At 71.4% G+C, this 24638-nt stretch carries 25 protein-coding genes (1 of these 25 cut by a window edge); 14 read left to right on the forward strand and 11 right to left on the reverse strand.

Translation table 11 applies throughout. The annotated features are described in order from the left end of the window. The 4 genes from ACE101_RS23230 to ACE101_RS23245 form a co-directional block, all read right to left on the reverse strand. Window positions 1-1003, reverse strand: the 5' portion of a protein-coding gene (locus tag ACE101_RS23230) for a L,D-transpeptidase family protein (protein ID WP_379134670.1). Its footprint begins 128 nt before the window's first position; 1003 of the gene's 1131 nt are visible here — the first part of the coding sequence; its start codon is at window positions 1001-1003; the stop codon falls past the left edge of the window. Between the two features lie 51 nt (window positions 1004-1054). Next, window positions 1055-1735 carry a haloacid dehalogenase type II gene (locus ACE101_RS23235; protein ID WP_379134672.1) on the reverse strand — a complete coding sequence of 227 codons (681 nt, stop codon included), beginning with the start codon at window positions 1733-1735 and terminating at the stop codon, window positions 1055-1057. Between the two features lie 156 nt (window positions 1736-1891). Continuing rightward, complete coding sequence (gene murJ / locus ACE101_RS23240) at window positions 1892-3421, reverse strand: murein biosynthesis integral membrane protein MurJ (protein WP_379134674.1); 1530 nt, start codon at window positions 3419-3421, stop codon at window positions 1892-1894. A gap of 66 nt (window positions 3422-3487) precedes the next feature. Continuing rightward, a complete protein-coding gene (locus tag ACE101_RS23245; protein ID WP_379134677.1) occupies window positions 3488-4507 on the reverse strand; it encodes a glycosyltransferase family 2 protein in 1020 nt (339 codons plus the stop codon). A gap of 93 nt (window positions 4508-4600) precedes the next feature. On the opposite strand from ACE101_RS23245, the gene ACE101_RS23250 reads away from it, so the two are divergent. Next, the gene (locus ACE101_RS23250) at window positions 4601-5473 is read left to right on the forward strand and encodes a ChbG/HpnK family deacetylase (RefSeq protein WP_379134679.1); all 873 of its coding nucleotides are present in this window, start codon (window positions 4601-4603) and stop codon (window positions 5471-5473) included. A gap of 4 nt (window positions 5474-5477) precedes the next feature. On the opposite strand, the gene ACE101_RS23255 is transcribed toward ACE101_RS23250, so the two are convergent. Further along, window positions 5478-5780 (reverse strand): ribbon-helix-helix domain-containing protein, encoded by a 303-nt coding sequence (locus ACE101_RS23255; RefSeq protein ID WP_379134682.1) that lies wholly within the window; start codon window positions 5778-5780, stop codon window positions 5478-5480. A gap of 283 nt (window positions 5781-6063) precedes the next feature. Here ACE101_RS23255 and ACE101_RS23260 point away from each other — a divergent pair, with 283 nt between their 5' ends. The 5 genes from ACE101_RS23260 (at window position 6064) to ACE101_RS23280 (ending at window position 13588) form a co-directional block, all read left to right on the forward strand. Beyond that, window positions 6064-7176 (forward strand): pyridoxal phosphate-dependent aminotransferase, encoded by a 1113-nt coding sequence (locus ACE101_RS23260; protein WP_379134685.1) that lies wholly within the window; start codon window positions 6064-6066, stop codon window positions 7174-7176. Beyond that, window positions 7169-8104 carry a prephenate/arogenate dehydrogenase family protein gene (locus ACE101_RS23265; RefSeq protein ID WP_379134688.1) on the forward strand — a complete coding sequence of 312 codons (936 nt, stop codon included), beginning with the start codon at window positions 7169-7171 and terminating at the stop codon, window positions 8102-8104. Before ACE101_RS23260 ends, ACE101_RS23265 begins: the two co-directional genes overlap by 8 nt. A 172-nt stretch (window positions 8105-8276) precedes the next feature. Then, entirely contained in the window at window positions 8277-9464 is a 1188-nt protein-coding gene (locus tag ACE101_RS23270; protein ID WP_379134691.1) for a patatin-like phospholipase family protein, read from the forward strand. Between the two features lie 71 nt (window positions 9465-9535). Next, window positions 9536-12232: an alpha-ketoglutarate dehydrogenase gene (mdeB, locus tag ACE101_RS23275; protein WP_379134694.1), complete on the forward strand. Its 2697-nt coding sequence runs from the start codon at window positions 9536-9538 to the stop codon at window positions 12230-12232. 102 nt (window positions 12233-12334) lie between these two features. Continuing rightward, window positions 12335-13588: a 2-oxo acid dehydrogenase subunit E2 gene (locus tag ACE101_RS23280; RefSeq protein WP_379134697.1), complete on the forward strand. Its 1254-nt coding sequence runs from the start codon at window positions 12335-12337 to the stop codon at window positions 13586-13588. A 278-nt stretch (window positions 13589-13866) separates the two neighbouring features. Here ACE101_RS23280 and ACE101_RS23285 read toward each other — a convergent pair whose 3' ends face one another. Next, a complete protein-coding gene (locus ACE101_RS23285; protein ID WP_379134700.1) occupies window positions 13867-15102 on the reverse strand; it encodes a hypothetical protein in 1236 nt (411 codons plus the stop codon). 256 nt (window positions 15103-15358) lie between these two features. Here ACE101_RS23285 and ACE101_RS23290 point away from each other — a divergent pair, with 256 nt between their 5' ends. Both ACE101_RS23290 and ACE101_RS23295 read left to right on the forward strand, forming a co-directional pair. Next, entirely contained in the window at window positions 15359-16207 is an 849-nt protein-coding gene (locus ACE101_RS23290; protein WP_379134703.1) for a 23S rRNA (adenine(2030)-N(6))-methyltransferase RlmJ, read from the forward strand. A 61-nt stretch (window positions 16208-16268) separates the two neighbouring features. Further along, window positions 16269-16487 carry a hypothetical protein gene (locus ACE101_RS23295; RefSeq protein ID WP_379134705.1) on the forward strand — a complete coding sequence of 73 codons (219 nt, stop codon included), beginning with the start codon at window positions 16269-16271 and terminating at the stop codon, window positions 16485-16487. A 107-nt stretch (window positions 16488-16594) separates the two neighbouring features. Here ACE101_RS23295 and oxlT read toward each other — a convergent pair whose 3' ends face one another. After that, window positions 16595-17857 (reverse strand): oxalate/formate MFS antiporter, encoded by a 1263-nt coding sequence (gene oxlT / locus ACE101_RS23300; RefSeq protein ID WP_379134707.1) that lies wholly within the window; start codon window positions 17855-17857, stop codon window positions 16595-16597. 243 nt (window positions 17858-18100) lie between these two features. On the opposite strand from oxlT, the gene ACE101_RS23305 reads away from it, so the two are divergent. The 5 genes from ACE101_RS23305 to tam all read left to right on the forward strand — a co-directional run bounded on the left by ACE101_RS23305 (window position 18101) and on the right by tam (window position 21537). Beyond that, a complete protein-coding gene (locus ACE101_RS23305; protein ID WP_379134709.1) occupies window positions 18101-18892 on the forward strand; it encodes a class II glutamine amidotransferase in 792 nt (263 codons plus the stop codon). A 138-nt stretch (window positions 18893-19030) separates the two neighbouring features. Next, entirely contained in the window at window positions 19031-19741 is a 711-nt protein-coding gene (locus tag ACE101_RS23310) for a sigma-70 family RNA polymerase sigma factor (RefSeq protein ID WP_379134711.1), read from the forward strand. Between the two features lie 155 nt (window positions 19742-19896). After that, window positions 19897-20310, forward strand: coding sequence for a DUF1236 domain-containing protein (locus ACE101_RS23315; RefSeq protein WP_379134713.1), 414 nt, complete (start codon window positions 19897-19899; stop codon window positions 20308-20310). Between the two features lie 128 nt (window positions 20311-20438). Beyond that, the gene (locus ACE101_RS23320; protein ID WP_379134716.1) at window positions 20439-20690 is read left to right on the forward strand and encodes a hypothetical protein; all 252 of its coding nucleotides are present in this window, start codon (window positions 20439-20441) and stop codon (window positions 20688-20690) included. Between the two features lie 70 nt (window positions 20691-20760). Beyond that, window positions 20761-21537 (forward strand): trans-aconitate 2-methyltransferase, encoded by a 777-nt coding sequence (tam, locus tag ACE101_RS23325; RefSeq protein WP_379134718.1) that lies wholly within the window; start codon window positions 20761-20763, stop codon window positions 21535-21537. 30 nt (window positions 21538-21567) lie between these two features. On the opposite strand, the gene ACE101_RS23330 is transcribed toward tam, so the two are convergent. From ACE101_RS23330 to ACE101_RS23345, 4 genes are all read right to left on the reverse strand, one after another. Further along, on the reverse strand, window positions 21568-22284 hold the full coding sequence (locus tag ACE101_RS23330; RefSeq protein WP_379134720.1) for an LptA/OstA family protein: 717 nt from the start codon (window positions 22282-22284) through the stop codon (window positions 21568-21570). Then, window positions 22281-23003, reverse strand: coding sequence for an LPS export ABC transporter periplasmic protein LptC (gene lptC, locus ACE101_RS23335; protein WP_379134723.1), 723 nt, complete (start codon window positions 23001-23003; stop codon window positions 22281-22283). The genes ACE101_RS23330 and lptC overlap by 4 nt, the downstream gene beginning before the upstream one ends. 108 nt (window positions 23004-23111) lie before the next feature. Further along, window positions 23112-23726, reverse strand: coding sequence for a ribonuclease D (locus tag ACE101_RS23340; RefSeq protein WP_379134725.1), 615 nt, complete (start codon window positions 23724-23726; stop codon window positions 23112-23114). Between the two features lie 93 nt (window positions 23727-23819). After that, entirely contained in the window at window positions 23820-24197 is a 378-nt protein-coding gene (locus ACE101_RS23345; RefSeq protein ID WP_379134728.1) for a ComEA family DNA-binding protein, read from the reverse strand. A gap of 249 nt (window positions 24198-24446) precedes the next feature. Between ACE101_RS23345 and rpmF the strand changes: the two genes are divergently transcribed. Further along, a complete protein-coding gene (gene rpmF / locus ACE101_RS23350; RefSeq protein WP_012334986.1) occupies window positions 24447-24632 on the forward strand; it encodes a 50S ribosomal protein L32 in 186 nt (61 codons plus the stop codon). The last annotated feature ends 6 nt before the right edge of the window (window positions 24633-24638 follow it).

Consider the following 24638-nt stretch of genomic DNA (forward strand, 5'->3'; position numbering starts at 1 on the left):
CGATCACCGGCAGGGCGACGAGGATCGGCACGGGCGGGGCCGCGGCGATCACGGCGTGCCGGGCCGGGATGGTGATCACCTCCTGGCCCGCCATCGCCAGGGCTTCCGGCCGGCTGACCTCGCCAAGAGCGGCGCCGCGGCGCAGGAGCGCCGCGAAGACCGGATGCTGGCCGCCATCCGCGTAGGTGGTCCGCACCGCCTCGATGCCGCGCCCGACGAGAGCGGCGATCCGCGCCTCCTCCCCGGTGCGGCGCGCCAGCGCCAGCGCCTCGATGGCCGGGTCCGGATAGGGCACGAAGCTGTAGCGCCCCGCCACAACGGTCACGATCGGCTCGCGTCCGGTCGCCTCGAACCGGTCGGAGCCCTCCTTGAGCTGCCGCCAGAAGGCGATGTGCGGATCCTGCCGGTGACGGGCAAGGTTCTCGGCCGTCATGCGGAACGGGAAGGCCTGGAACTGAAACGCCGCCTGGCCGCCCGCGAAGGCCTCGCGGGCGAGCGCGAAGATCTCACCCACCTGCCGGTCCGTCATGGCGAAGCAGCCGGCCGACGAGCAGGTGCCGTGCACCATGAGAGCCGAGCCGGTGCCGCCCTGCGCCCGGTCGTAGGCATTCGGATAGCCGACGTCGAAGGACAGGTAATAGCGCGATTTGGGATTCATCTGCTGCGGGCGGACCGCGTAGAATCCCTCCGGCGCCTGCCGGTCGCCCGCCTTGCGCTTCGGGCCGAGCTGCCCCGACCAGCGGCAGATCGGGAAGGTCTTGAGCAGCACGAAGCGGCCGTCCGCAGCGCGCTTCCAGACCTCGATCTCGGATTCCTTCTTGTAGGCCCGCATCAGGATCGGGGCGGCCGGGTTCGTGTCCCGCGCCGTCATCAGCGCGAGGGTCGCGGCGGGAAGCGGCGTGAGATGCTTCGGCGTGGATTGCGCCCGCGCGGCCGGAGCGGCGGGCAGCACCGCCAGCGCCGCGATCATCACCCACCGAACCGCCATCCGCCGCCTCGCCATTCCGGCCGTCTCCCCTTGCACGCCATTGTGCGGATCTTGCGGCGCCGGGGCTCAACCATGGAGAAGCGCGTCGAGACGGTCGATCACCCGCAGCGGCGGCAGGTCGGGATATTCGTCGGGCTGGCCGGTGCGGTTCACCCAGGCGGGCAGGAAACCTTGCCCGGCGGCGCCCGCCACGTCCCAGCGGTTGGACGACACGAACAGGATGGCGGCGGCCGGCAGCCCGAGCCGGTCCGTCGCCAGAGCATAGGCGCGCGGGCTGGTCTTGAAGGTTCCGGCCGGGTCGACCGAGATCACCGCGTCGAGGAGCGGGCCGAGCGACGCCGACCGCACCGCCTCGTCCAGCATGCCGGGATCGCCGTTCGAGAGGATCGCGGTGGCGAGTCCCGCCCGCCGCAGGGCGCCGAGGGCGGCGGGCACCTCCGGATAGGGATCGAGCCGCCGGTAGGCGTCGAGGAGCGGAGCGCGCATGGACCGGTCGATGCCCGGATGCTTGGCGAGCGCGTAATCGAGAGCCTGTGCGGTGAGCGCGCTGAACGGCGCGTAGCGGCCGGCGAGGGAGAGCACCCAGGAATATTCGAGCTGCTTGTGCCGCCATGTCTCGGAGAGGCTCGCCGCCTCGGCGCCGATCGCCGCCGCGTGGCGCTGCACGGCGGAATGCACGTCGAACAGCGTGCCGTACGCATCGAAGACGACGGCGCGGGCGGCGTCGAACGGGGAGGGGAGGGGCATCGGCCGTCTCGCGAGGCGCAGAAGCCATCCATGTAGGGCGGGCCGAACCGTCAGGATGTCCGCTCCGGCGGAAAACCGCGACCGAAGCGCAATCTCGCAGCCAAGCGCAGGCTCATGTCCGATATCCGCAAGATCGCGATCTTGCGGATATCGGGCTCACACCCGCTTCAGCCGCACCCCGAACAGCCGCAACGCCGCGAGCAGCGTCGCCGCGTAGGCGATCAGACCGAGCGACCCGAGCGCCGTCAGGATCGCGAGTTCGCGGAAGCGGGGCAGGGCGGGCATCAGGCGTTCGAGGAGCGGCAGCCCCCCGATTGTGCCGGCGGCGAGCACCGCGCAGCCGGCGAGCACCCCGCAGGTGGTGACCGCGAGCGCCCGGCTCGGCGCGGTCCAGCCGCGGCGGCGGGCGATCAGGAACAGCATCAGCCCGTTCACCCAGACGCCGGCCGCGGTGGCGAGCGCGAGCCCGGTCACCCCGAGCGGGCCGGTGAGCGCCACCTTGAGGGCGACGTTGAGGGCGACGGCCGTGAGCGAGGCGATGACGGGCGTGCGCGTGTCCTGCCGGGCGTAGAAGCTCGCCACGATGCTGCGGATCAGCACCGCGGCCGGCAGGGCGAGGCCGTAGGCCGCCAGCACCGCGCCGGCACGCGCCGCCGCCTCCGCGTCGAAGGCGCCGCGCTGGAACAGGGCCGTCATGATCAGGTCCGGCACCAGCAGGAAGGCCACCGCGAAGGGGGCCGAGAGGGCGAGCGAGAAGCCCGTCGCCCGGTTCTGCGCCGCGTGGGCGGCGGCGGCGTCCCCGGCGGCGAGCCGGCGGCTCATCTCCGGCAGCAGAACGGTGCCGGCCGCGATGCCGATCACCCCGAAGGGCAGCTGGTAGAGGCGGTCGGCGTAGTAGAGGGCCGAGACCGCTCCCGTGGGCAGGAACGAGGCGATGATCGTGTCGGCGAACATCGCGATCTGGACGCCCGCCGAGCCGATCACCGCCGGCCCCAGCATCCGGAAGAAGCGCACCATCCCGGTGTCGGACAGCGTCGGGCGGGCGAGGCGGGGTGCGACGCCGGCCCGCGCCGCATCCGCCCAGACGAGCAGGAATTGCAGCACCCCCGAGACCGCCACGCCCCAGGCCGCCGCATAGGCGGCGTTCGGGAACAGGAAGGCGAGCGCCAGGGCGGCGAGCAGCGAGAGGTTGAGCAGCACGGGCGCGGCGGCGGCGGCGGCGAAGCGCCGGCGCGCGTTGAGCACGCCGGAGAGCAGCGTGACCAGGGTGATGAACAGCAGATACGGGAAGGTGATGCGGGTGAGCGCCACCGCGAGGACGAATTTCTCCGGCTCGTCCGCGAAGCCCGGCGCCAGCGCCCGCACGATCCAGGGCATCAGCGGCAGGGCGAGCGCGAGGAGCGCCACCTGCACGCCGAGCATCAGGGTGAAGATGCGGTCGGCGAACAGGCGCGCGCCGGTGACCTCCCCGGCCCCGTCGAGCCCCGCATAGGTCGGCACGAAGGCGACGTTGAAGGCGCCCTCGCCGAAGATCGCCCGGAAGTGGTTGGGCAGCCGGAAGGCGACCACGAAGGCGTCGGCGATCGGGCCCGCACCCATCACGGCGGCCATCACCACGTCCCGCAGGAAGCCGGTGACGCGCGACACCAGGGTCCAGCCGCCGACCGAGAGGATGCTGCGGATCATGTCACCGAATCTCTCACTCTGACGGGCGCATCCGCGCCCGCAGCGGGCGCCCTCGCGCCCGCCGGGTCATACGGCGCCGGTGAAGGTGGCGCGGCCGCGGCGATCGTCCGGGAAGGCTCCGCTCTGCCCCGCCGCGGCGGGGCCGATCCGCTCGGCCACCACGTAGAGCGGGCGCCGCTTCACCTCGGCGAAGATGCGCCCGATATACTCCCCGATGATGCCGAGCGACATCAGCTGCACGCCCGAGAAGAACATCACCGACACGATCAGCGAGGCGAAGCCCGGCACGTTCGGGCCCCAGAACAGGTACTCGGCGATGAAGTAGAGCGCCGCCAGGATGGCGAGCGCCGCGATGGCGCCGCCCAGATAGGTCCAGACCCGCAGCGGCACGGTCGAGAACGAGGTGATGCCGTCGAAGGCGAAGCGGAACAGCTTGCGGAAGCTCCACTTGCTCTCGCCCTCGTGGCGCGCCGCGACCACGTAGGGCACGCCGACCGAGCGGAAGCCGATCCAGGAATAGAGGCCCTTGGAGAAGCGGGCGCGCTCGGGCAGCGCGCGCAGCACCTCGACGCCCTTGCGGTCGATGAGGCGGAAATCCCCCGCGCCCTCCGGCAGCGGCATCTCGCCGAACCGGGCGAAGAGCCGGTAGAACAGGCGCGCGAAGCCGCGGCGCAGGGCGCTCTCCCCATCCCGGTCGACGCGCTGCGCGTAGACCATGACGTTGCCCTCGCGCCAGCGCTCCACGAAGGTCTCGATCAGCTCGGGCGGGTGCTGGAGATCGGCATCCATCAGCACCACGGCGCGGCCGCGGGCATGGTCGAGGCCGGCCGCGATGGCGACCTCCTTGCCGAAGTTGCGGCTGAACGAGACCGCGCCGACGCGCGGCTCGCGGGCATTCTGCCGGGCGATCACCGCCGCGGTGTCGTCGCGGCTCCCGTCATCGACGAACACCACCTCGAAGGCCGGGGTGATGCGCTCCAGGACCGGCAGCAGGCGGCCGAGGAGCGCACCGATATTGGCGCTCTCGTTGTAGACCGGTATGACGACGCTGAGGTCGATCGGGTCGCTGGGCCTGAACAGCTCCACGGTGCCGTTCCTCAATCTGGTGCCGGCGGGGCCGGCTTCTGGCGGGCATCAAAAGCCGGTTTCGACGCCCGGCTCAAGGGAATGCTGTAGCGGATGCGACCTGAACGGCGCCCGATCGTGCTCTGCGCGGACGATTACGGGCTGAGCGCCGGGGTGAGCCGCGGCATCCGCGCCCTGGCGGAGGCGGGGCGCCTCTCGGCCACCGGCGCGATGACGAACCTGCCGGCCTTCGCGCGCGAGGCCCCGGCCCTGCGCGCGTTCGACGGGCGGATCGGGCTCGGCCTGCACCTGACGCTGACGGCGGGTGCGCCGCTCGCGGCGATGCCGCGCCTCGCCCCCGCCGGGAGCCTGCCCCCGCTCGGCCGGCTGATGCGGATGGCCTTCGCGGGCGCCCTCGACGGAGGGGAGATCGCCGCCGAGATCGCGCGCCAGCTCGACGCCTTCGAGGAGGCGATCGGGCGCCCGCCCGATTTCGTGGACGGGCACCAGCACGTCCACGTGCTGCCCGGGATCCGCGGCGCCCTCCTCGCGACGCTCGCGCGGCGGGGCCTGTCGGGCCGGCTGTGGCTGCGCGACCCGGCCGACCGCCTCGCGGCGATCCGGGCACGGCCCTCCGCCCCGAAGGCCGCCCTGGTGCGGACCCTCGCCCTCGGCTTCCGGGCCGCCGCCGCCCGACAGGGCTTCCCGACCAATCGCGGCTTCTCGGGCTTCTCGGACTTCGCCTCCGGCGAGGCCTTCGCACCGGCCTTCGAGCGGGCCTTCTCCCATCCCGGGCCGGCCCCGCTGGTGATGTGCCATCCGGGCGAGGTGGACGACGAGCTGCGCGCCCTCGATCCCGTGGTGGAGAGCCGGCCGGCGGAACTCGCCTACCTCGCCTCGGACCGGTTCGCCGATTTCCTGGACCGGGCGGGCCTCGTCCTCGCCCCGAGCCCCGTGGCGGTCTCCGCTGCGGTCCAGGCGGGCTGAGGCCTTATTCCGCCGCCATCAGGGCCGGAACGCCGAACCGGCCGGTCCCGCCCTTGGCGAGGTAGATCAGGCAGGAGCAGCGCAGGAGCGAGGCGAAGTTGCGCACCTCGCCGTGGCGTTCCAGCACCTCGTCATGCAGCTTGGTCGCGAACTTGGCGACGCTCAGGTTCTCCTGCCGGGCGATGTCCTCCAGGATGGTCCAGAACGCGGCTTCGAGCCGCAGCGACGTGCAGTGCCCCCCGATGCGCAACGAGCGCGTCTCGCAGGCGTAGTTCTCCGGCGGCTGCTCCGCGAAGATGCGGCACATGGCTTTCCTCCATCATTGGAAGAAGTCTAAGCGGGTTTGCCCGGGCAAGCCAACGCGTCACCCACGCGGCCCTTTGATGTGACGCCGATTGCGGATGACCGCACGGCACGCGCCCGCCCCCCGCTCGGGCATCCGTGCCGGCCCGGCACGGGGGCGGCCTTCGCCGCCGCGCGACGGCGGGGCCGGACGCGGTGGCGGGGGAGGGGCGCGTCCCGCTCCTGTTCCCCTCGCACCCGACATGTTCTAGACGGGCGACGTCCTCACCGCATGCCCGGAATCCGTCATGTCCGCCGCTCTCCGTCCCGTCCCGCGCCCCGGCGTTCTCGAGATCGAGGCCTATGTGCCGGGCAAGAGCGCGGCGCCGGCCGGCGTGAAGCTGCACAAGCTCTCCTCGAACGAGACGCCGCTCGGCCCGAGCCCGGCCGCCGTGAGCGCGATGCGCGACACCGCCGCCCATCTCGAACTCTACCCGGACGGCAGTTCCACCGCCCTGCGCCGGGCCATCGCGGCGAAGTACGGGCTCGACCCCGAGCGGATCGTCTGCGGGGCGGGGTCGGACGAGCTCCTGTCGCTCCTCACCTACGCCTATCTGGGCGCGGGCGACGAGGGGATCTATTCGCAGTACGGCTTCCTCGTCTACCGCATCGCCATCCTGGCGGCGGGAGGCACGCCGGTCGTCGTGCCGGAGCGCGACCACACGGCCGACGTGGACGCGATCCTGCGCGCCGTCACCCCGCGCACCCGCATCGTCTACCTCGCCAATCCCAACAACCCGACCGGCACCTACCTGCCCTTCGACGCGGTGCGCCGCCTGCATGCGGGCCTGCCGGGCAACGTGCTCCTGGTGCTCGACGCGGCTTACGCGGAATACGTGCGCCGCAACGACTACGCGGCCGGCCTCGAACTGGTGGCCGAATCCGAGAACGTCGTGATGACCCGGACCTTCTCGAAGGCCTACGGGCTCGCGGCCCTGCGCATCGGCTGGATGGTGGCCCCGGCGGCGGTGGCGGACGCGGTCAACCGCATCCGCGGCCCCTTCAACCTCAGCGCGGCGGCCATCGCCGCCGGCACGGCCGCGGTGGCCGACGACGCCCACATCGCGGCGGCCGTGGCCCACAACGAGGAATGGCTGCCGAAGGTGAGCCGGGCGCTGACCGATCTCGGCCTCGCGGTCACCCCGAGCGTCGGCAACTTCGTGCTGATCCACTTCCCCGACACGCCCGGCCGGAGCGCGGCCGATGCGGATGCCTTCCTCACCGCCCGCGGCCTGATCCTGCGCCGCGTCGCGGCCTACGGCCTGCCGAACGCGCTGCGCATGACCATCGGCTCGGCCGAGGCGAACGAGGCCGTGGTCGCGGCCCTCGGCGACTTCGTGCGGGAGCGCGGACATGCGTGAGGAGCCCGCCCGCATCCGCCGCCTCGCCCTGGTCGGCCTCGGGCTGATCGGCTCCTCGATCGCCCGCGGCGCCCGGGCGAACGGCCTCGTCGACAGCATCACCGCCATCGACCGCGACCCGGAGGTGCTGGAGCGCGTGCGGGCGCTCGGCATCGCCGACCACGTCACCGACGACGTGGCGGCGGGCGTCGCGGAGGCGGATCTCGTCATCCTGTGCGTGCCGGTGGGGGCGGTCGGCCCCGTCACGGCGGCGCTGGCCGACACCCTCAGGCCGGGCGCCATCCTGTCGGATGTGGGCTCGGTGAAGGGCGCGGTGGTGGCCGCCGCCGCGCCCCACCTGCCGGCGCACGTCGCCTTCGTGCCCGCCCACCCGGTCGCCGGCACCGAGCAATCGGGCCCGGATGCGGGCTTCGCCACCCTGTTCCAGGGCCGCTGGTGCATCCTGACCCCGCCCGACGACACGCCCCCGGAGGCGGTCGCCCGGGTGCGCGGCTTCTGGGAGGGCCTGGGCTCGGTGGTCGAGACCATGAGCGCGGCCCATCACGACCTCGTGCTCGCCATCACCAGCCACGTGCCGCACCTCATCGCCTTCAACATCGTGGGCACGGCGGCGGATCTGGAGACCGTCACTCAATCCGAGGTGATCAAGTTCTCGGCCGGCGGCTTCCGCGACTTCACCCGCATCGCCGCCTCCGACCCGACCATGTGGCGCGACGTCTTCCTCAACAACAAGGAGGCGGTGCTGGAGATGCTGGGCCGCTTCAACGAGGATCTGGCGGCGCTGGCGCGAGCGATCCGCTGGGGCGACGGCGACGCGCTGCACGCCCTGTTCAGCCGCACCCGCACGATCCGCCGCGGCATCGTCGCCATGGGCCAGGAGACGGCGGAGCCGGATTTCGGCCGGCGAGGCACCAAGACGGCGGGCTGACCGCGCCGCTCCGGCGGCGGCAGGGCCGCCGGAAGCGCACCGATGCACCGCGGCCACGCCCGCCCCGAAGGGAACTCTTCCGGGCCTCAAGCTTTGCCATAAGCGTTGCCATTCCGGCGCGCTTGCCCGAGAGTCCGGGCGAGGCGGCAGCGAGACCGACGGCGGAGTTCCCGTGTTTCTTCGATCGCATCCTGTGCGCGCGCTCCTCGCCGCGCTGGTCGCCGCGCCGATCGCGGCCTGCTCCTCGATCCCGCGCACGCCCTACACGGCCGCGGAGGCCGCCATCGCCACCGTGCCGGGGCAGGCGCCCAGCATCCGCTACTGGGCCGACGCGCCGGCCTCCGCCTTCGCCAGCGTGAGCGAGGCGGCCACCTCCCAGAAGGAGCCCTTCACCTACCTTGCCCTCTCGGGCGGCGGCGGGGACGGCGCCTACGGGGCGGGCGTGCTCAACGGCTGGACCGACAGCGGCCGGCGCCCGGCCTTCACCCTCGTCTCGGGCGTCTCGACGGGGGCGCTGATCGCGCCCTTCGCCTTCCTGGGGCCGGCCTACGACCCGACCTTGCGCGAGATCTACACCAGCGGCATCGCCTCGACCCTGGTGCAGTCGCCGAGCCCGCTGAACCTGCTGCTCGGCGACGGGCTGTTCGGCGACCAGCGCCTGCGCGACCTCGTCGGGCGCTACATCAGCCCCGAGATCCTGGCCCAGATCGCCGAGGAGCACCGCAAGGGCCGCCGCCTCCTCGTCGTGACGACGAATCTCGATTCGCAGCGCGCCATGATCTGGGACATGGGCGCCATCGCGGCGAGCGGCCAGCCCAACGCCATGGAGCTGTTCCGCGACGTGCTCACCGCCTCGGCGAGCGTGCCGGCGGTGTTCCCGGCCATGCTGATCGAGGCCCAGGCCGGCAACCGCGCCTTCCAGGAGCTGCACGTGGACGGGGCGGTGGCGACCCCGGTCTTCACCCTGCCGGAATCCTTCCTGGGCCAGGACCGGCACTTCGCGAGCCGCCGGGGCAGGCCCAACATCTTCGTGATCATCAACGGCCGCATCGAGCCGAGCTTCGACGTGGTCGAGAACCGCACCCTCGCCATCGCCTCGCGCACTCTCTCGACCGTGGGCCGCGCCCGCTCGCGCGCGACGCTGGCCAGCACCGCGGCCTTCGCACACCGCAACGGCATCGGCTTCAACCTCACCTATATCGACCGGCGGATCCCCGAGGTCGCAGCCCAGCAGGGCTTCGACACCGCCTACATGCGCAGGCTGTTCGACGACGGCTACGACAAGGCGCGCTCGGGCGCCCTCTGGCAGACGGCGCTGCCGCGCGACCAAGTGATCGAGGCGCAGGCCCTCCCCCGGTAATCGGCGCTTGTGGTTCTCCCCGGCTTGGGCGATTCCAGCCTGAAGAGGCGAGACAGCCGGGAGGAGAAGCGATGAGCGCCAGCGTCAAGCCGGGCGTCACCCCGTCGATCGTGGGACCGCGCGGCGTCGCCGATGCGGATCCCGGCGAGACCGCCGACTGGCTCGCCTCCCTCGAATCGGTGGTGCGGCATGCCGGGCCCGAGCGGGCCCGCTTCCTCCTCGACCGGCTGGAGGAGAAGGCCAAGGCCATCGGGCTCGTGGACGAGGCACCGCCCTATTCGCCCTACCGCAACTCGATTCCCCTCGAGAAGCAGCCGCCCTATCCGGGGGACCTCGCCACCGAGGAGCGCCTGACCTCGATCATGCGCTGGAACGCGCTCGCCATGGTGGTGCGGGCGAACATGGCCTACGGCGAACTCGGCGGCCACGTGGCGAGCTACGCCTCGGCGGCGGAGATCTTCGAACTCGGCTTCAACCACTTCTTCCGCGCCGGCGACGAGACCGGGGCCGGGGCGGATCTCGTCTTCTTCCAGCCGCACTCGGCGCCCGGGGTCTATGCCCGCGCCTTCCTGGAGGGGCGCCTCTCGGAGGATCACCTCAAGCATTACCGGCAGGAGATCGCCGGGCAGGGCCTGTGCTCCTACCCGCATCCCTGGCTGATGCCGGATTTCTGGCAGGTGCCCACGGGCTCGATGGGCATCGGGCCGATCAACGCCATCTACCAGGCGCGCTTCATGCGCTACCTGCGCGACCGCGGCCTCGCCGATACCGACGGGCGCCACGTCTGGGGCGTGTTCGGCGACGGCGAGATGGACGAGCCGGAATCGATCGGCGCGCTCAGCCTCGCGGCGCGGGAGAAGCTCGACAACGTCACCTTCGTGATCAACTGCAACCTCCAGCGCCTCGACGGCCCGGTGCGCGGCAACGGGCAGATCATCCAGGAGCTGGAGAGCCTGTTCCGCGGCGCGGGCTGGCACGTGATCAAGGTGCTGTGGGGCTCGGAGTGGGACGCGATCTTCGCCCGCGACACCAACCACGCCCTGCTGCGCCGCTTCGCCGCCACGGTGGACGGCAAGTACCAGACGCTGGGCGCCAAGGACGGAGCCTACAACCTCGCCCACTTCTTCGGCGAGGACGAGGAGGTGAAGGCCCTCGTCTCGCACATGTCGGACGCGGACGTGGACCGGCTCAAGCGCGGCGGCCACGATTTCCGCAAGCTCTACGCGGCCTTCGCGGCGGCCCGCGCCACCCGGGACCGCCCGACCGTCATCCTGGCCAAGACCAAGAAGGGCTACGGCATGGGTGGGGCGGGTGAATCGCGCATGACCGCCCACCAAGCGAAGAAGCTCGACACCGACGCCCTCAAGGCCTTCCGCGACCGCTTCGCCCTGCCGCTCTCCGACGCGGAGGTGGAGCGCCTCGACTTCTACCGCCCGCCGGAGGGCAGCGCGGAACTGCGCTACCTGCGCGAGCGCCGCACGGCGCTCGGCGGTTCCCTGCCGAAGCGCCGCCGCACCGCCCCGCCCGTGCCGGTGCCGGAGCTGTCCTCCTACGCCGCCTTCGCCCTGGAGGCGGACGGCAAGGAGATGTCGACCACGACGGCGGCGGTGCGTCTGTTCGGCAACCTCCTGCGCCACAAGGAATTGGGGCCGCGCATCGTGCCGATCGTCGCCGACGAGGCGCGCACCTTCGGCATGGCGAACCTGTTCCGGCAGGTCGGCATCTACTCGCCGCTCGGCCAGCTCTACGAGCCCGAGGATGCGGGCTCGATGCTGTTCTACAAGGAGGCGCGAGACGGGCAGCTCCTGGAGGAGGGCATCACCGAGGCGGGGGCGATCTCGTCCTGGGCGGCGGCGGCCACGGCCTACAGCGTCCACGGCCTCGCGATGCTGCCCTTCTACATCTACTACTCGATGTTCGGCTTCCAGCGGGTCGGCGACCTGATCTGGGCGGCGGCCGACCAGCGGGCGCGGGGCTTCCTCATCGGGGCCACGGCCGGGCGCACCACGCTCGGCGGGGAGGGGCTCCAGCACCAGGACGGGTCGAGCCTGCTCGGCGCCTCGACGGTGCCGAACTGCCGGGCCTACGACCCGGCCTTCGCCTACGAGATGGCGGTGATCCTCGATCACGGCGCCCGCCGGATGATGGAGCAGGGCCAGGACGAGTTCTACTACGTCACGGCCATGAACGAGAACTACGCCCAGCCCTCGATGCCGGCCGGCGCCGAGACGGGCATCGTGCGCGGCCTCTACCGCTTCGCCGCCTTCGGCGAGGGCGAGCGGGTGCGGCTCCTCGGCTCGGGCGCCATCCTGCCGGAGGTGATCGCCGCGGCCCGCATGCTCGCCGAGGAATGGGGCGTCGGCTCGGCGGTGTTCAGCGCCACGAGCTTCAGCGAACTCGCGCGCGACGCGCAAGCGGCCGAGCGGGAGGCGCGGCTCAAGCCGCAATCCGCGGCCCGCCGCAGCCACGTGGCGGACCTCCTGCCCGGCAAGGCCCCGGTGGTGGCCGCCACCGACTACGTGCGGGCCTATCCGCAGCTCATCGCGCCCTATCTGGAGGGGCGCTTCGTGACGCTCGGCACGGACGGGTTCGGGCGCAGCGACACGCGCAGCCGCCTGCGCCGCTTCTTCGAGGTCGACCGCCAGCACGTCGTCGTGGCGGCCCTCGCGGCGCTCGCCGACGAGGGCGCGATCGGGCGCGAGCGGGTCGCCGAGGCGGTGACCCGCTACGGGCTCGATCCGGAAGCGCCGCCGTCCTGGACGGTGTGACGCATCAGCCTGCCCCTCTCCCGCAGGCGGGAGAGGGGAACCCGCGCCGGAGCCTCAGCCCGTCCGATCTCTCCCCGAAGCCCTCCGCCCGAAGCCCCCCGCATGACCTCCCGCCTGCCCGTCACGCTTCCCGATATCGGCGACTTCACCGACATTCCCATCGTCGAGATCCTGGTGAAGCCCGGCGACCGCATCGCCGTGGACGACCGGCTCATCAGCCTCGAATCCGACAAGGCCACCATGGAGGTGCCCTCGCCGGTGGCCGGCGTGGTGGCCGAACTCCTGGTCGCGGTCGGCACCAAGGTCTCGGCCGGCACGCCGATCCTGATGATCGACACCTCCGGCGAGGCACCCGCGCCGGTCCCGGCCGCGCCGCCTCCCGCCACACCCGACGCTCCGGTCTCCGCGCCTCCTGCGCCGGCGGCTCCGCCGACCGCGCCCGGCGTCCACGCCACCCCGGCGGTGCGGGCCTATGCGCGGGAACTCGGCGTGCCCCTCGACGAGGTGCCCCCGACCGGCCCCGTCGGCCGCGTGCTGCGCGAGGATGTGCAGGCCTTCGTGCGCGGCTCGCTCGCGAACCCGCCCGCGAGCGCCCCGCCGGCGCCGGCCGCCTCCGGCATCGGCGCCGGCCTGCCGGCTTGGCCGCAGGTGGATTTCTCCCGCTTCGGCCCGGTGCGGCGCGAGCCGCTCTCGCGCCTTCAGCAGCTCTCGGGACCGAACCTCGCCCGCAATTGGCTCACCATCCCGCACGTCACCAATTTCGACCATGCGGATGTCACCGAGACCGAGGTGTTCCGGCGCGAGCTGAATGGGCAGCCGCGCCAGCCCGCCGCGAAGGTCACGATGACGGCCTTCCTCCTGAAGGCCGCCGCCGCGGCCCTGCGCGCGTACCCGCGCTTCAACGCCGCCCTCGACGGGGGCGACCTGATCCTCAAGGACTACGTGCATGTCGGCTTCGCCGCCGATACGCCGCGCGGCCTCGTGGTGCCGGTGGTGCGCGACTGCGACCGCAAGGGCGTGGTGGAGATCGCCGCCGAGATGGCGGCCCTCGCCGCGGAGGCGCGGGCCGGCACCCTCAAGGGCGAGGCCATGCAGGGGGGCTGCTTCTCGGTCTCATCCCTCGGCGGCGTGGGGGGCGACGGCTTCACGCCGATCATCAACGCCCCCGAGGTGGCGATCCTCGGCGCCGCGCCGGCCCGGATCGAGCCGGTCTGGGACGGTGCCCTGTTCCAGCCGCGGCTGATCCTGCCCTTGAGCCTGTCCTGGGACCACCGGGTGGTGGACGGCGTCGCGGCGGCCCGCTTCCTGCGCTTCGTCGCCGAGGCTCTCGCCGATATCCGCCGGGCGGTCCTCTGATCCGATTTCCGATTGGTTGCTCGGCGATTGCCAGGGCAATCGCCTCGCAAGGGGCCATCGGCTTCGCCCGGATGTGCGCGCAAGGCTCCGCGCCGCGCGGGCTCGTCGTGAGACCTGTGCGCGACGCGTTGGGACCACGACATGTTGGGGGTGCGCCCTGGCAGGAACCACCGTGGATGGTGGCACCGTCGCGCCGCGCACAGGTCTCAGGGTCCGGCCCCCGCTCGATCGAGGCGGGTGCCGGATCACCCCCCGCCGGGCGGGCGCGGGTGGAGCCGCTACATCGCCGTGCTGCGCAGGATATACGTCACGCCGCTGCCGAGATCGGCGACGAAGGGGCCCGCGAATTCGAGGCTGTCGTTGTCCAACCGGCCGAGGGAGGTGCAGGCGAGGACCGACGTCATCTCGCCAGCCCGCGAGAACAGGAACAGCTGGCCGGACGGCGCGTGAATCTTCCAGCTGTGCTCGTTCGCGAAGGCGGCAACGCCGGCCTCGTCGGTGATCCTGCCATCCGGGTGCAGGGCGAGGAGCGGCCCCGGCGCGGAGAGCGTGTTGACGAACATCCGGTAGCGGCCGGACACCCGCGCATTCGCCGAAGCCAGCGTCTGCACGCTCTGGCCCCGCTCGTAGGACAGGCTGCCCTCGCCCGCGTAGGAGGCCGGATACGTCTCGCGTGCGAGGCGCCGGTATTCCTCAAGCAGATCGGTGGCTTCGAGGTAGTGCCGCTGCGGCGTGAAGGCCCAGTGCGCGCAGATCGCGTCGCCGCAGATCGAGGCCGGCGACTTGTGCAGCACCGGGCCGACGGCGCTGATCCAGAATTCCTCGTCGCCCGGGACGACGCCCGAGAACTCCGCGAACCGCTTGCCGAACCACGCGAAGCAGTTGACGGAGAAGCGTCCGAAGATGGTCTGCGACGGGATGCGGATGGCGTCGAGCCGGCCCGCCCGCAGGGTGTCCAGGAAGAACCGATGCACGCTCTCGGCAAAACCGCCGTGGGCCCAGCCGACCGGATCGGTACAGCTCGTGCCGACCAGTTGCGCCATCGCGGCGGCACCCGACCCGGCGAACACGCCCTGGCAATTCATCAGGAAGGTGGAGACTGAATTGTTGATGATCTGCGGGAAGACGACGAAATGATCTGGATTCGCGACGCGATACCGGAGGAACCTTTCGAAGAAATACTCTTCCAGATAGACGACGTCGTCGTCGAAGCGGATGTAGATGGCGTCGGTGTCGATGCATTCCTGGAAAAACTGACCGATCGTCAGCCCCGCCCAGCTGTCGCCCGTGCGCTTGATGGCGGTCGGTAGGATCGGCTTGATCTTGGCATGGCGCGCAGCCAAGCTATGGATATAGTCGAGATCACCCGCGGCGTTGGTGTTGACCCAGAGATGGAGCTCATCGACAAGTTCCGAAGAGATAATATAGGGAATTATAATTTCCATATACTGCCGCCGTCCGGCCGGCATCACAGCAACGACGCGGTATCCTTCGTACATGATGGGCTCCAGCAAGGACCTCTCGACCCAAACATACTTTACCAGCGGTCGCAAGCGAGGCCCTGGAGATGGCCGCCGCCCGTGGCCCGGCTGCAATGGTCGCGCGGTTGTATTTGGCTGATCATGCGGGCGTGCTGAATGCGGCGGCGGAATGCCGGAGCACGCCGCTCGCGAGGTGGAGGGCGAGCGGCCGCCGACACGAATCAGGGTTCGGCGGCTGCCCGCGACGGGCCGGTTCCCTCCCTGTCGGGGAATGCTCTAGAAGGGCGGCGTGAACTACCGCCATGCCTTCCACGCCGGCAACCACGCCGACGTCCTCAAGCACCTCGTGCTCACCCGGGTGCTGGCCTACCTCCAGCGCAAGGAGGCACCGTTCCGCGCCATCGACACGCATGCGGGCCTGGGCTGGTACGATCTCACCGCCGACGAGGCCACCCGCACGGGGGAGTGGCACGATGGCTGGGGCCGCCTCGCCGAGCCCTTCGCGCCCGAGATCGAGGTCCTGCTCGCGCCCTACCGCGCGGCGGTGGCCCACCTGCAGGAGCGGCACGGCCCCGAGAGCTATCCGGGCTCGCCCGCGCTGATCCGGCACTTCCTGCGCCCGGGCGACCGGGGCGTATTCGTGGAGCTGCATCCGGCGGACGGGGCGCTGCTGCACGAGCGCTTCAGCCATGATGCCCGCACCAAGGTGATGGCGCTCGACGGCTGGACGGCGCTGCCGGCCCTGATCCCGCCCAAGGAGCGCCGCGGCCTCGTGCTGATCGACCCGCCCTACGAGGTGCCGGGTGAGATCGGCCGGCTGGGCCGCGACCTCGCCAAGGCGGTCGCCAAGTGGCCGACCGGCCTCTATCTCGCGTGGTATCCGATCAAGGATATCGGGGCGGTCGACCGCATGGCCGCCGCTCTCGGCGCGGCCCTCGACCGGCCGGCCCTGCGCATCGACCTCCTCATCGACTCTCCGGACGATCCGACGCGGCTCTCCGGCAGCGGCCTCATCGCGGTCAATCCGCCCTACACGCTCGCGGGCGAGATGGAGACGGTATTGCCGGCCCTGGCCGAGCGGCTGGCGCGCGGCGCCTACGGCGCCTTCCGCTGCGAGGCGATCGGGCGAGCAGCGTAGGGGGCGAGGAAACCTTAAGCCGATCGTGCTTCCGTCCGGGCTCCTGACGGGAGCCCACCCCATGACGAACGCCATCGGCAGCGCCACCACCGGCCTTCTCGCGGCGACGGGCCGCTTCGCGGCGGGCGCCACCCGGGTCGCCGCGGCACCATCGGGCGGGCCGGGCGGCGCCGTGGAGGCCGCCGTGGGTCTCGCCGCCAAGACCGACCTGTCGATCCAGACGGCGATGCTACGGCAGGCCAACGAGATCCAGAAGCGCGTGCTCGACATTCTGGTGTGAGGGCGTCGTCAGCGTCGTCGCCGCCGAAGCGGTGACAGCTTCGGCGGCGGCGACGATGCGAAACCAAGGACCTCGGCGGAATCTCTCGATGCCATTCCGCCGAGGCGTTACGCCTGCGCGTGGTGGCGCTTGAGCATGGGTCTGAGGACGGTGATGGCGAGGCAGGCGGCGATCAGGTCGAGGATGGCGACGGTGTAGAGAACGCTCGTCCAGGTGCCGGTGGCCTGCATCAGCAGGTTGCCCGCGGGCACCAGCAGCGCCGCCAAGCCCTTCGCGCAGTACAGCACCCCGTAGATCTTGCCGATGTGCCCCGACCCGAACGTGTCCGCGGCGGTGGCGCTGAACAGGCTGTAGACCTCGCCCCAGGCCAGGAACACGATCCCGCTCAGGATCACGAACGCCCACGGATTGTGCCCGAACGTGCCCAGCGCCACGATCCCGATCCCCTCCAGCGAGAAGGCGATGAACATCGTCTTCTCCCGCCCGATCCGGTCCGAGATCCAGCCGAAGAACGGCCGCGAGATCCCGTTCATGATCCGGTCCAGCATCAGCGCGAAGGGCAGCGCCGCCATGGTGATGAAGTACAGGTTGACCTGGAAGTTCTTCACCCCGAGATCCTGCGCGATCACCCCGAGCTGGGCCACCGCCATCAGCCCGCCGGTCACCGTGCAGGTGAACATGATCAGCATCACCCAGAACACCTTGGTGCGCAAAGCCTCGCCCAGGGTGTAGTCGCGCCGGCTCTGCTGGACGGTGGTGGAGAAGGTCACCTCGCCGCGGGCCGGCGAGCGCAGGCCGATCGAGGCCAGGATGATCAGCGCGCCCTGGATCAGGCCGAAGACGAAGAAGGCCTGCTGGAAGCCGCCATCGGCGATCATGCTGGCGATGGGCAGGATGGTGAGCGCGGATCCGGCCCCGTAGCCGCCGGCGGTGAGGCCGACGGCGAGGCCGCGGCGGTCGGGGAACCACTTGAGGGCGTTGGCGATGCAGGTGGCGTAGACGCAGCCGACCCCGATGCCGCCGATGACCGCGCCGATGTAGAAGCCGGTCAGGGAGGAGGCGTAGGAGTTCACCACCCAGGCCAGGCCGGTGAAGAAGCCGCCGGCCATGACGACGCGGCTGGGGCCGTAGCGGTCGATGAAGTGGCCCTCGATGGGGGTGAGCCAGGTCTGGACCACCACGAAGATGGTGAACGCGACCTGGATCGCGGCCCGGTCCCAGCCGAAGGTCTTCTGGATTTCGGGGACGAACAGCGTCCACGCGTACTGGATGTTGGCGGCGGCGACCATGCAGATCACGCCCAGGATCAGCTGGAACCAGCGACCCGCGATCGCGGGCGAGTGGGTCCGGGTAGCGGCGACGGACGTCATCTGCGGCTTCTCTCCCTGCTGCGCTCGCCGGCGGGACGGCTTGGCCATGCGCTTGGGGTTCAGTATTTTTAGCTTGATCTCATAGGCAAAGGAAAAATTTTGAATACCAGGTGAAATTCCGATGAAGCGGGGCGCCGCGGGGATTGCGCGCCCGAGGCGGTTTCGGGAAGAGTGCCAACCCCTTGGACGGAGGTCGCGCGCGGCCCCGGCCCGCTTCCGCCCACTCCTCGTCAGGTCCGCGCGATGTGCGAACTGCTCGGCATGAGCGCGAATGTGCCCACCGACATCCGCTTCAGCTTCGCCGGCCTCGCCCGCCGCGGCGGCGAGACCGGACCGCACGGGGATGGCTGGGGCATCGCCTTCTACGAGGGCAGGGGCTGCCGCAGCTTCCACGACCCGCAGGCGAGCGCCCGCTCGGAGATCGCCCGGCTGATCCGCCAGTACCCGATCAAGAGCCGCATCGTGGTGGCGCATGTGCGCCGCGCCAATCGCGGCCGGGTCTCCCTCGAGAACACGCACCCGTTCAGCCGGGAATTGTGGGGCCGCACCTTCACGTTCGCGCATAACGGGCAGCTCAAGGGCGTGAAGCGCCTGCCCCTGGGACGCTTCAAGCCGGTCGGCACCACGGATAGCGAGCACGCCTTCTGCTGGATGCTCGGTCGGCTGGAGGCGCGCTGGACGACGCTGCCGCGCCCGACCCTCCTCGACGGCGCCGTGCGGGCGCTGGCGGCCGAGCTGCACGGGCTCGGCGTGTTCAACATGCTGCTCACCGACAGCCGCACGCTCTACGCGCATTGCGGCAAGCGGCTCTGCTACCTCACCCGCCGGGCGCCGTTCGGCACCGCCACGCTCATCGACGAGGATTGGTGCGTGAACTTCTCCGAGGAGACCACGCCCGACGACATCGTCACGGTGGTGGCGACGCAGCCGCTCACTCGGGACGAGCGCTGGACGGACCTGGCGCCCGGCACGGTCCTGGCTTTCCGGCTCGGCGTGCCGGACGGCGACGAGACGGGAGCGGCGGTCGGCGGCTGACGATCGCGGGGCTGACGGCCTGGCCTTTTCGCAGCCGCGGCGCGACCCATCTCTCTCAAGGAGCCCTCGGTCCGGCGCCCGTGATCCGGACCGCGCGGGAGCGCCCCCGCCCCGTCGGTGAGCCAGATGCGGAGACCCATGTCGCACGACCAGCCGACCGATCCCCGTCCCGGCCTGTCGGCCACCATCCGCAGCCATCTCGGCAACCAGTTGCGCGTCGCCTACGAGGCGCTCGGGTCCGAGGATTCGAGCGGGCGGTTCGCCGACCTTATCGAGCGGCTCGAAGCGGCGCTCGCCGCGCAGGGCGAGGTGGTGCGGCCCGAGTTCCGCGACGGCCTGTTGCAGGCGGTGCCCTCGCTGCGCGCCTTCGCCCTCTCGCTCACCAGCAACGCCGCCCGGGCCGACGACCTCGTGCAGGACACCCTGCTGAAGGGCTGGCAGCACCGGGCGCGGTTCCAGCCCGGCACCAACCTCAATGCGTGGCTGTTCACCATCCTGCGCAACATCTTCTACTCGGATCACCGCAAGCGGGTGCGCGAGGTCGAGGATCAGGACGGCTCCTACGCGGCCCGCCTCGCCACCGCCCCGCATCAGGGCGACCGGCTCGACGTGGAGGATCTCCAGAGCGCGCTCGCCAAGCTGCCGCCCGACCAGCGCGAGGCGCTGGTGCTGGTGGGCGCCGAGGGCGTCTCCTACGAGGAGGCGGCGGCGATCATGAACTGCAAGGTCGGCACGGTGAAGAGCCGGGTCAGCCGCGCCCGCAACCGCCTCGCGGAACTCCTCGGCTACGACGAGGAGGATCTCGGGGCCGACCGGCTGATCCAGTCGGCCATGCCGAAGGACGGCTGAAGGGGCGTCGCCGCACCCGGGCGGCCGGTCCGCCCAAGCAACATCCGAGATTCCGGCCGATCTCGACTGAACCGTTTCGCGTGTCGCGGCGTTACTCCCGCCGAATCCCGCCTCGCTCGACCGGGGCGGACCGGACCGAAACGGAGAGTGAATCCATGAAGACCAAGACGCTTCTGGCCATGACCGCCCTCGCCCTGTCCCTGCCGATGGCCGCCCAGGCCCAGGGCCTGGTGCGCGGCGCCGAGCGGGGCGCGCAGGAGGGTGCGGACGCGGCCGGGCCGATCGGCGGCATCGTCGGCGGCGCGGTGGGCGCGGCCACGGGTGCGGTCGGCGGCCTCCTCGGCGTCGACGATCGTCCGCGCTTCCGTGAATACGCCACCAGCCGCCGCGTGCGCTCCTACGATTACGACGGCGACATCCGCGTCGGCGCCGTGCTGCCCTCCTCGGGCGTGACCTATTACGAGGTGCCCTCCGAGTACGGCGTGCGCGGCCGCCGCTACACCGTCGTCAACGATCGCGTCGTGCTGGTCGATCCGGGCAGCCACCGCATCGTGCAGGTGATCGACTAAACGCGATCGGCCAAGACCTTCGTCGGGCGCCGCGCGGGCGGCGCCGACTCCCTCCGAGCCCTGGCCCCTCACCCGATGGGCCGGGGCTCTTCGATTCCCCATCGATCACTCCAACGGGATTGCGGATCATGGCGGACAACGATGCCCTCGACCCGCCCGCGCTGCCGCCGCGCGTGCGCGAGCACCTCGCCCAGCAATTGCGCGCCACCTACAACCAGCGCTCCGAGAAACCGGATTACCTCGGCGATCCCGGCCTGCCCTCTGCCTTCGATCCGCAATTGCGCCGCCTCGAGCGGCGCCTGAAGGCGCAGGAGGCCGGAGCCGCGGCGGTGGCGGCGGCCCTGCATGGCATCGGCCGCTCCGAGAGCGGCGACGCGTAAGGAACCGCTTCCGCAACAGTCGATCTCCGGCTAAGGTTCTGTCACGACGGGCGGAAATCCGGAGGGCGCCATGGCGGGCTGGGATGCGGCGCAGTACCTCAAATTCGCCGACGAACGGACGCGGCCGGCCGCCGACCTGCTCGCCCGGGTGCCGCTCCAGGCACCGGCCCGGGTGGTCGATCTCGGCTGCGGCCCCGGCAACAGCACGGAACTCCTCGTCGCCCGCTTCCCGCAAGCCGACATCCGCGGCCTCGACAGTTCACCGGAGATGCTGGATGCGGCGCGTCAGCGCCTGCCCGGGATCGCCTTCGCGGAGGCGGACATCGCGACCTTCAGGCCGGAGCCGCCCCCGGACCTGCTCTTCGCCAACGCGGTGCTGCAATGGCTGCCCGACCATGCGAGCCTGCTGCCGCGCCTCGCGCGCAGCCTCGCTCCCGGCGGCTGCCTCGCCGTGCAGATGCCCGACAATCTGGAGGAGCCGTCGCACCGGCTGATGCGCGCGGTCGCGGGCGAGCCACCCTTCGCGACGCGCCTCGCCGCGGCCGCCGCCTCCCGCGCCCGCATCGGCAGCTTCGCGGAATACGACGCGTGGCTCTCGGCGGCGGGCTGCACGGTCGAGATCTGGCGCACCACCTACGTCCATCCCCTCGCGGGCCATCGCGGCATCGTCGAATGGGTGCGCGGCACGGGCCTGCGCCCCTTCCTCGATCCGCTCGACGGGGAGGGACAAGCGGCGTTCCTCGCCCGCTACGAGGCGGCCCTCGCCGAAGCCTATCCGCCGCAGAGCGACGGCCGGGTGCTGCTGCCCTTCCCGCGCCTGTTCCTGGTGGCCCGGCGGACGCGGTGAATCCCGGTCAGCTGGTTTGCGCGCGCGGCTTCAGTTCGCCTGCGCGCGCGGCTTGGGCGCGGGCTTGCCGGCCTGGGCGGGGGGCTGCTGGCAGCCGGCCTGCTTGCCCTTGGCCTCCTCCTTGCCGCCCGGCACGAACATCGCGGAGACGCGCCCGCCCGCGGTCGGGTCCATGTTCGCCCGGCCGGTATTCATGTCGTAGACGAGGCGGTTGCCGCGGGTGACGTTCTGGCACTGGCTCAGCACCACGTTGCCGGTGAGGATCACGCGGTTGGCCGCCTTGTCGAACACGGCGTTGTCGCCGGTGGCGACCTGATCCTTGTTCACCACCGTCACCGGCCCGGCACAGACCACCTGCTTGATCGCGCCGCTGTCGGTCGGATCGGCCGGCTTCGTCTCCGCCTTGACCTCCGCCAGCTTCGCATCCGCCGGTTTGGAATCCGTGGGTTTGGCGCCGTCCTTCGCCTTCGCGTCCTTGTTGCGCAGGTAGTGGACCGTCATGGTGGAGCAGCGGATGGTGCTCTCGCCCTGCACGGCCACGACGTTGCCGGCGAAGATCGCCTTGTTCTCGCGGTCGAAGACGTCGAGGCGGTCCGCGTCGATCTTGATCGGCTCCTTGCCCGAGCCGCCGAAGGCGCCGAAGCCGGAATTGCGCTCCTTCTTGGGCGGCGCGGTCTCGCCGTGGAGGGCGGCCGGAGCGGCGAGCAGCAGGGTGGCGGCGAGCGCCGCGGCGAGGCGGGTGGTCACGGCTGGTCGTCCTTCACCTCGGCCGCGGAGGTCCGCACCGGCGCGTCGCCGGTCCCCGTCACGCCGCCGTCGAACACGGTCTTGACGTTGCCGACGAACGAGATCGAGCGGCCGTTATCGACCACCTCCAGCCCGTCGGACCGGATGGTCCCGTTCGGCAAAGTCACGGTCACGGGCTCGCGGGAATTCAGCGTCCCGGCCTTGAAGTTCACCTGGGCGGAGGTGAGGCGCGCCTCCTGGCCCTTGTCGGTCCAGAGCCGGATGCTGCGGCTCAGCTCCAACGATTCCTTCTGCGTGTCGAACACGCCCGCGGCGGCTTCGAGATGGGACTGGGTCCCGGTCTCGTCGGCCTGCATGCGGCCCTTCATGCTCTGCAGCTCGATCACGGTCGGGCGCCGCACATCCTGGAGCGCGGCCTTGGCCGTCACCTCGTAGGGCCGGCCGTCCTTGCCGCGATAGCCGGTGAGGCGAGGGCTCTCCATCGTCACCTTGGAACCCGAGACGCTGACCTCGCCGAGGCTCACCGTGACGCCGAGGGCCCCGAACGGATCGAGCCAGGCCACGGCCGCCACGGCGAGCACCGCTGCCGCGGCCCCGAGGGGAATCGCGACGCGCAGGAAGCGCACCTGCGCGCTGTGGCGCTGCGCCCGCCGATGCGCGCGCTGGCGGCGGGCATCGAGCGGCGCGAGGCCGGGGCCTGGAATCTCGACGGCTTCCATCACGGGGCTCGCCCCACCTCTCTCGCGCTCCGGCTGGGATCCTGCCGGCAGAGGCGGGCCCGTCGGCCTCCTTGCCGCGCTCCGGTGTCGAAGTTGTGGCCGCGCCGCTCAGCTATGGGCCAGGATGTCGACGTCCTCCCAGCCGAGCAGGTCGAGCTTCGCCCGGGTCGGCAGGAAGGCGAAGCAGGCCTCGGCCATGGCGGTGCGCTCCTCGCGGGCCAGCATCACGTCGAGCTTGGCGCGCAGGGCGTGCAGGTGCAGCACGTCCGAGGCCGCGTAGTCGATCTGCGCCGGGGTGAGCGTCTCCGCGCCCCAATCGGAGGATTGCTGCTGCTTCGAGAGCTCGACGCCGAGGAGTTCGCGCACGAGGTCCTTGAGGCCGTGCCGGTCCGTGTAGGTGCGCGCGAGTCGCGAGGCGACCTTGGTGCAGTAGATCGGTCCCGGCATCACGCCGAGCCGGTGATAGAGCACCGCGAGGTCGAATCGCGCGAAGTGGAAGATCTTGGTGACGGTGGGATCCGCCAGGACCCGCTTGAGCACCACGGGCTCCGGACCGACCTTGGGGATCTGCACCACGTCGGCCTCGCCGTCGCCGCGGGAGATCTGCACCACGCAGAGCCGGTCGCGGTGGGGCTGGAGGCCGAGCGTCTCGGTGTCGATCGCGATGGCCGGGCCCGGATCGTAATCGGCGGGCAGGTCGCCGCGGTGCAGGCGATGGGGCATGGGGCTGGGTCCGGACCTGTGCGCCGCCGTCTCGCGCGGCGGCTCCCCCGCGCCTAACACCCCCTCCCTGCACCGGCAAGGCGCTGAAGCGGCTCAGGTCTTCTGGCGGGCGACGACCTTGTCCTTGATGCCCTCGTAGACGTTCGACGGAACGATCTTCTTCGAGAGGAGCTCGTCCTTGCCGCGATAGGGCCGGCCCTTGATGATCGCCTCGGCGCGGGCGGCGCCGATGCCCGGCAGGGTGTCCAGCTCCTCCTTGGTGGCGCTGTTGAGGTCGATGAGGGCGGGCTTGGCGGCGGGGGCCGGGGTGGTCGGAGCGGCGGGCTTGGCGGCCGGGGCGGCGGGGGCCGGCTTGGTCGTCGTCGTGGGGGCCGGCGCCGGCGCCTGGGCCAGTACGGGCGCCGCCGCGCCGAGAAGCGCCGCCGCGGCGAGCGCGCGGCCGAAGCGGGCTAAAGGACGGATCTGGATCATGGGAGGGACCTCCGAGGGTCGCTTGCGCCGGGTCCTGGCCGGCTCGCCCATCAGGCGCCCCGCCGGTTGAACTGCGGCTTAACGGTGAGCGGTGGATCCTGCCGGCGGCCTCCGGCGGAGAAATCCCGGCGACGGGCTAGCCAGGGCCGTCCGGCCTCTGTATAAGCCGCGCTCCATCAGTTCTCAGGGTGCGCGGCGGCTCCGCCCGGGGCAGCCCCGTGCCTGTTTTGCTGCAAGAGAATACGTGTCATGGCCGTTCCGAAGCGAAAGACCTCCCCGTCGCGGCGCGGCATGCGCCGCTCTGCCGATGCCCTCAAGGCCCCGACCTACGTCGAGGACAAGGATTCCGGCGAGCTGCGCCGCCCGCACCACATCGACCTGAAGACCGGCATGTACCGCGGCCGGCAGGTGCTGAAGGTCAAGACCGAGGCGTAAGGCCTT

Source organism: Methylobacterium carpenticola, from assembly GCF_042748905.1.
GTDB classification, from domain to species: domain Bacteria; phylum Pseudomonadota; class Alphaproteobacteria; order Rhizobiales; family Beijerinckiaceae; genus Methylobacterium; species Methylobacterium carpenticola.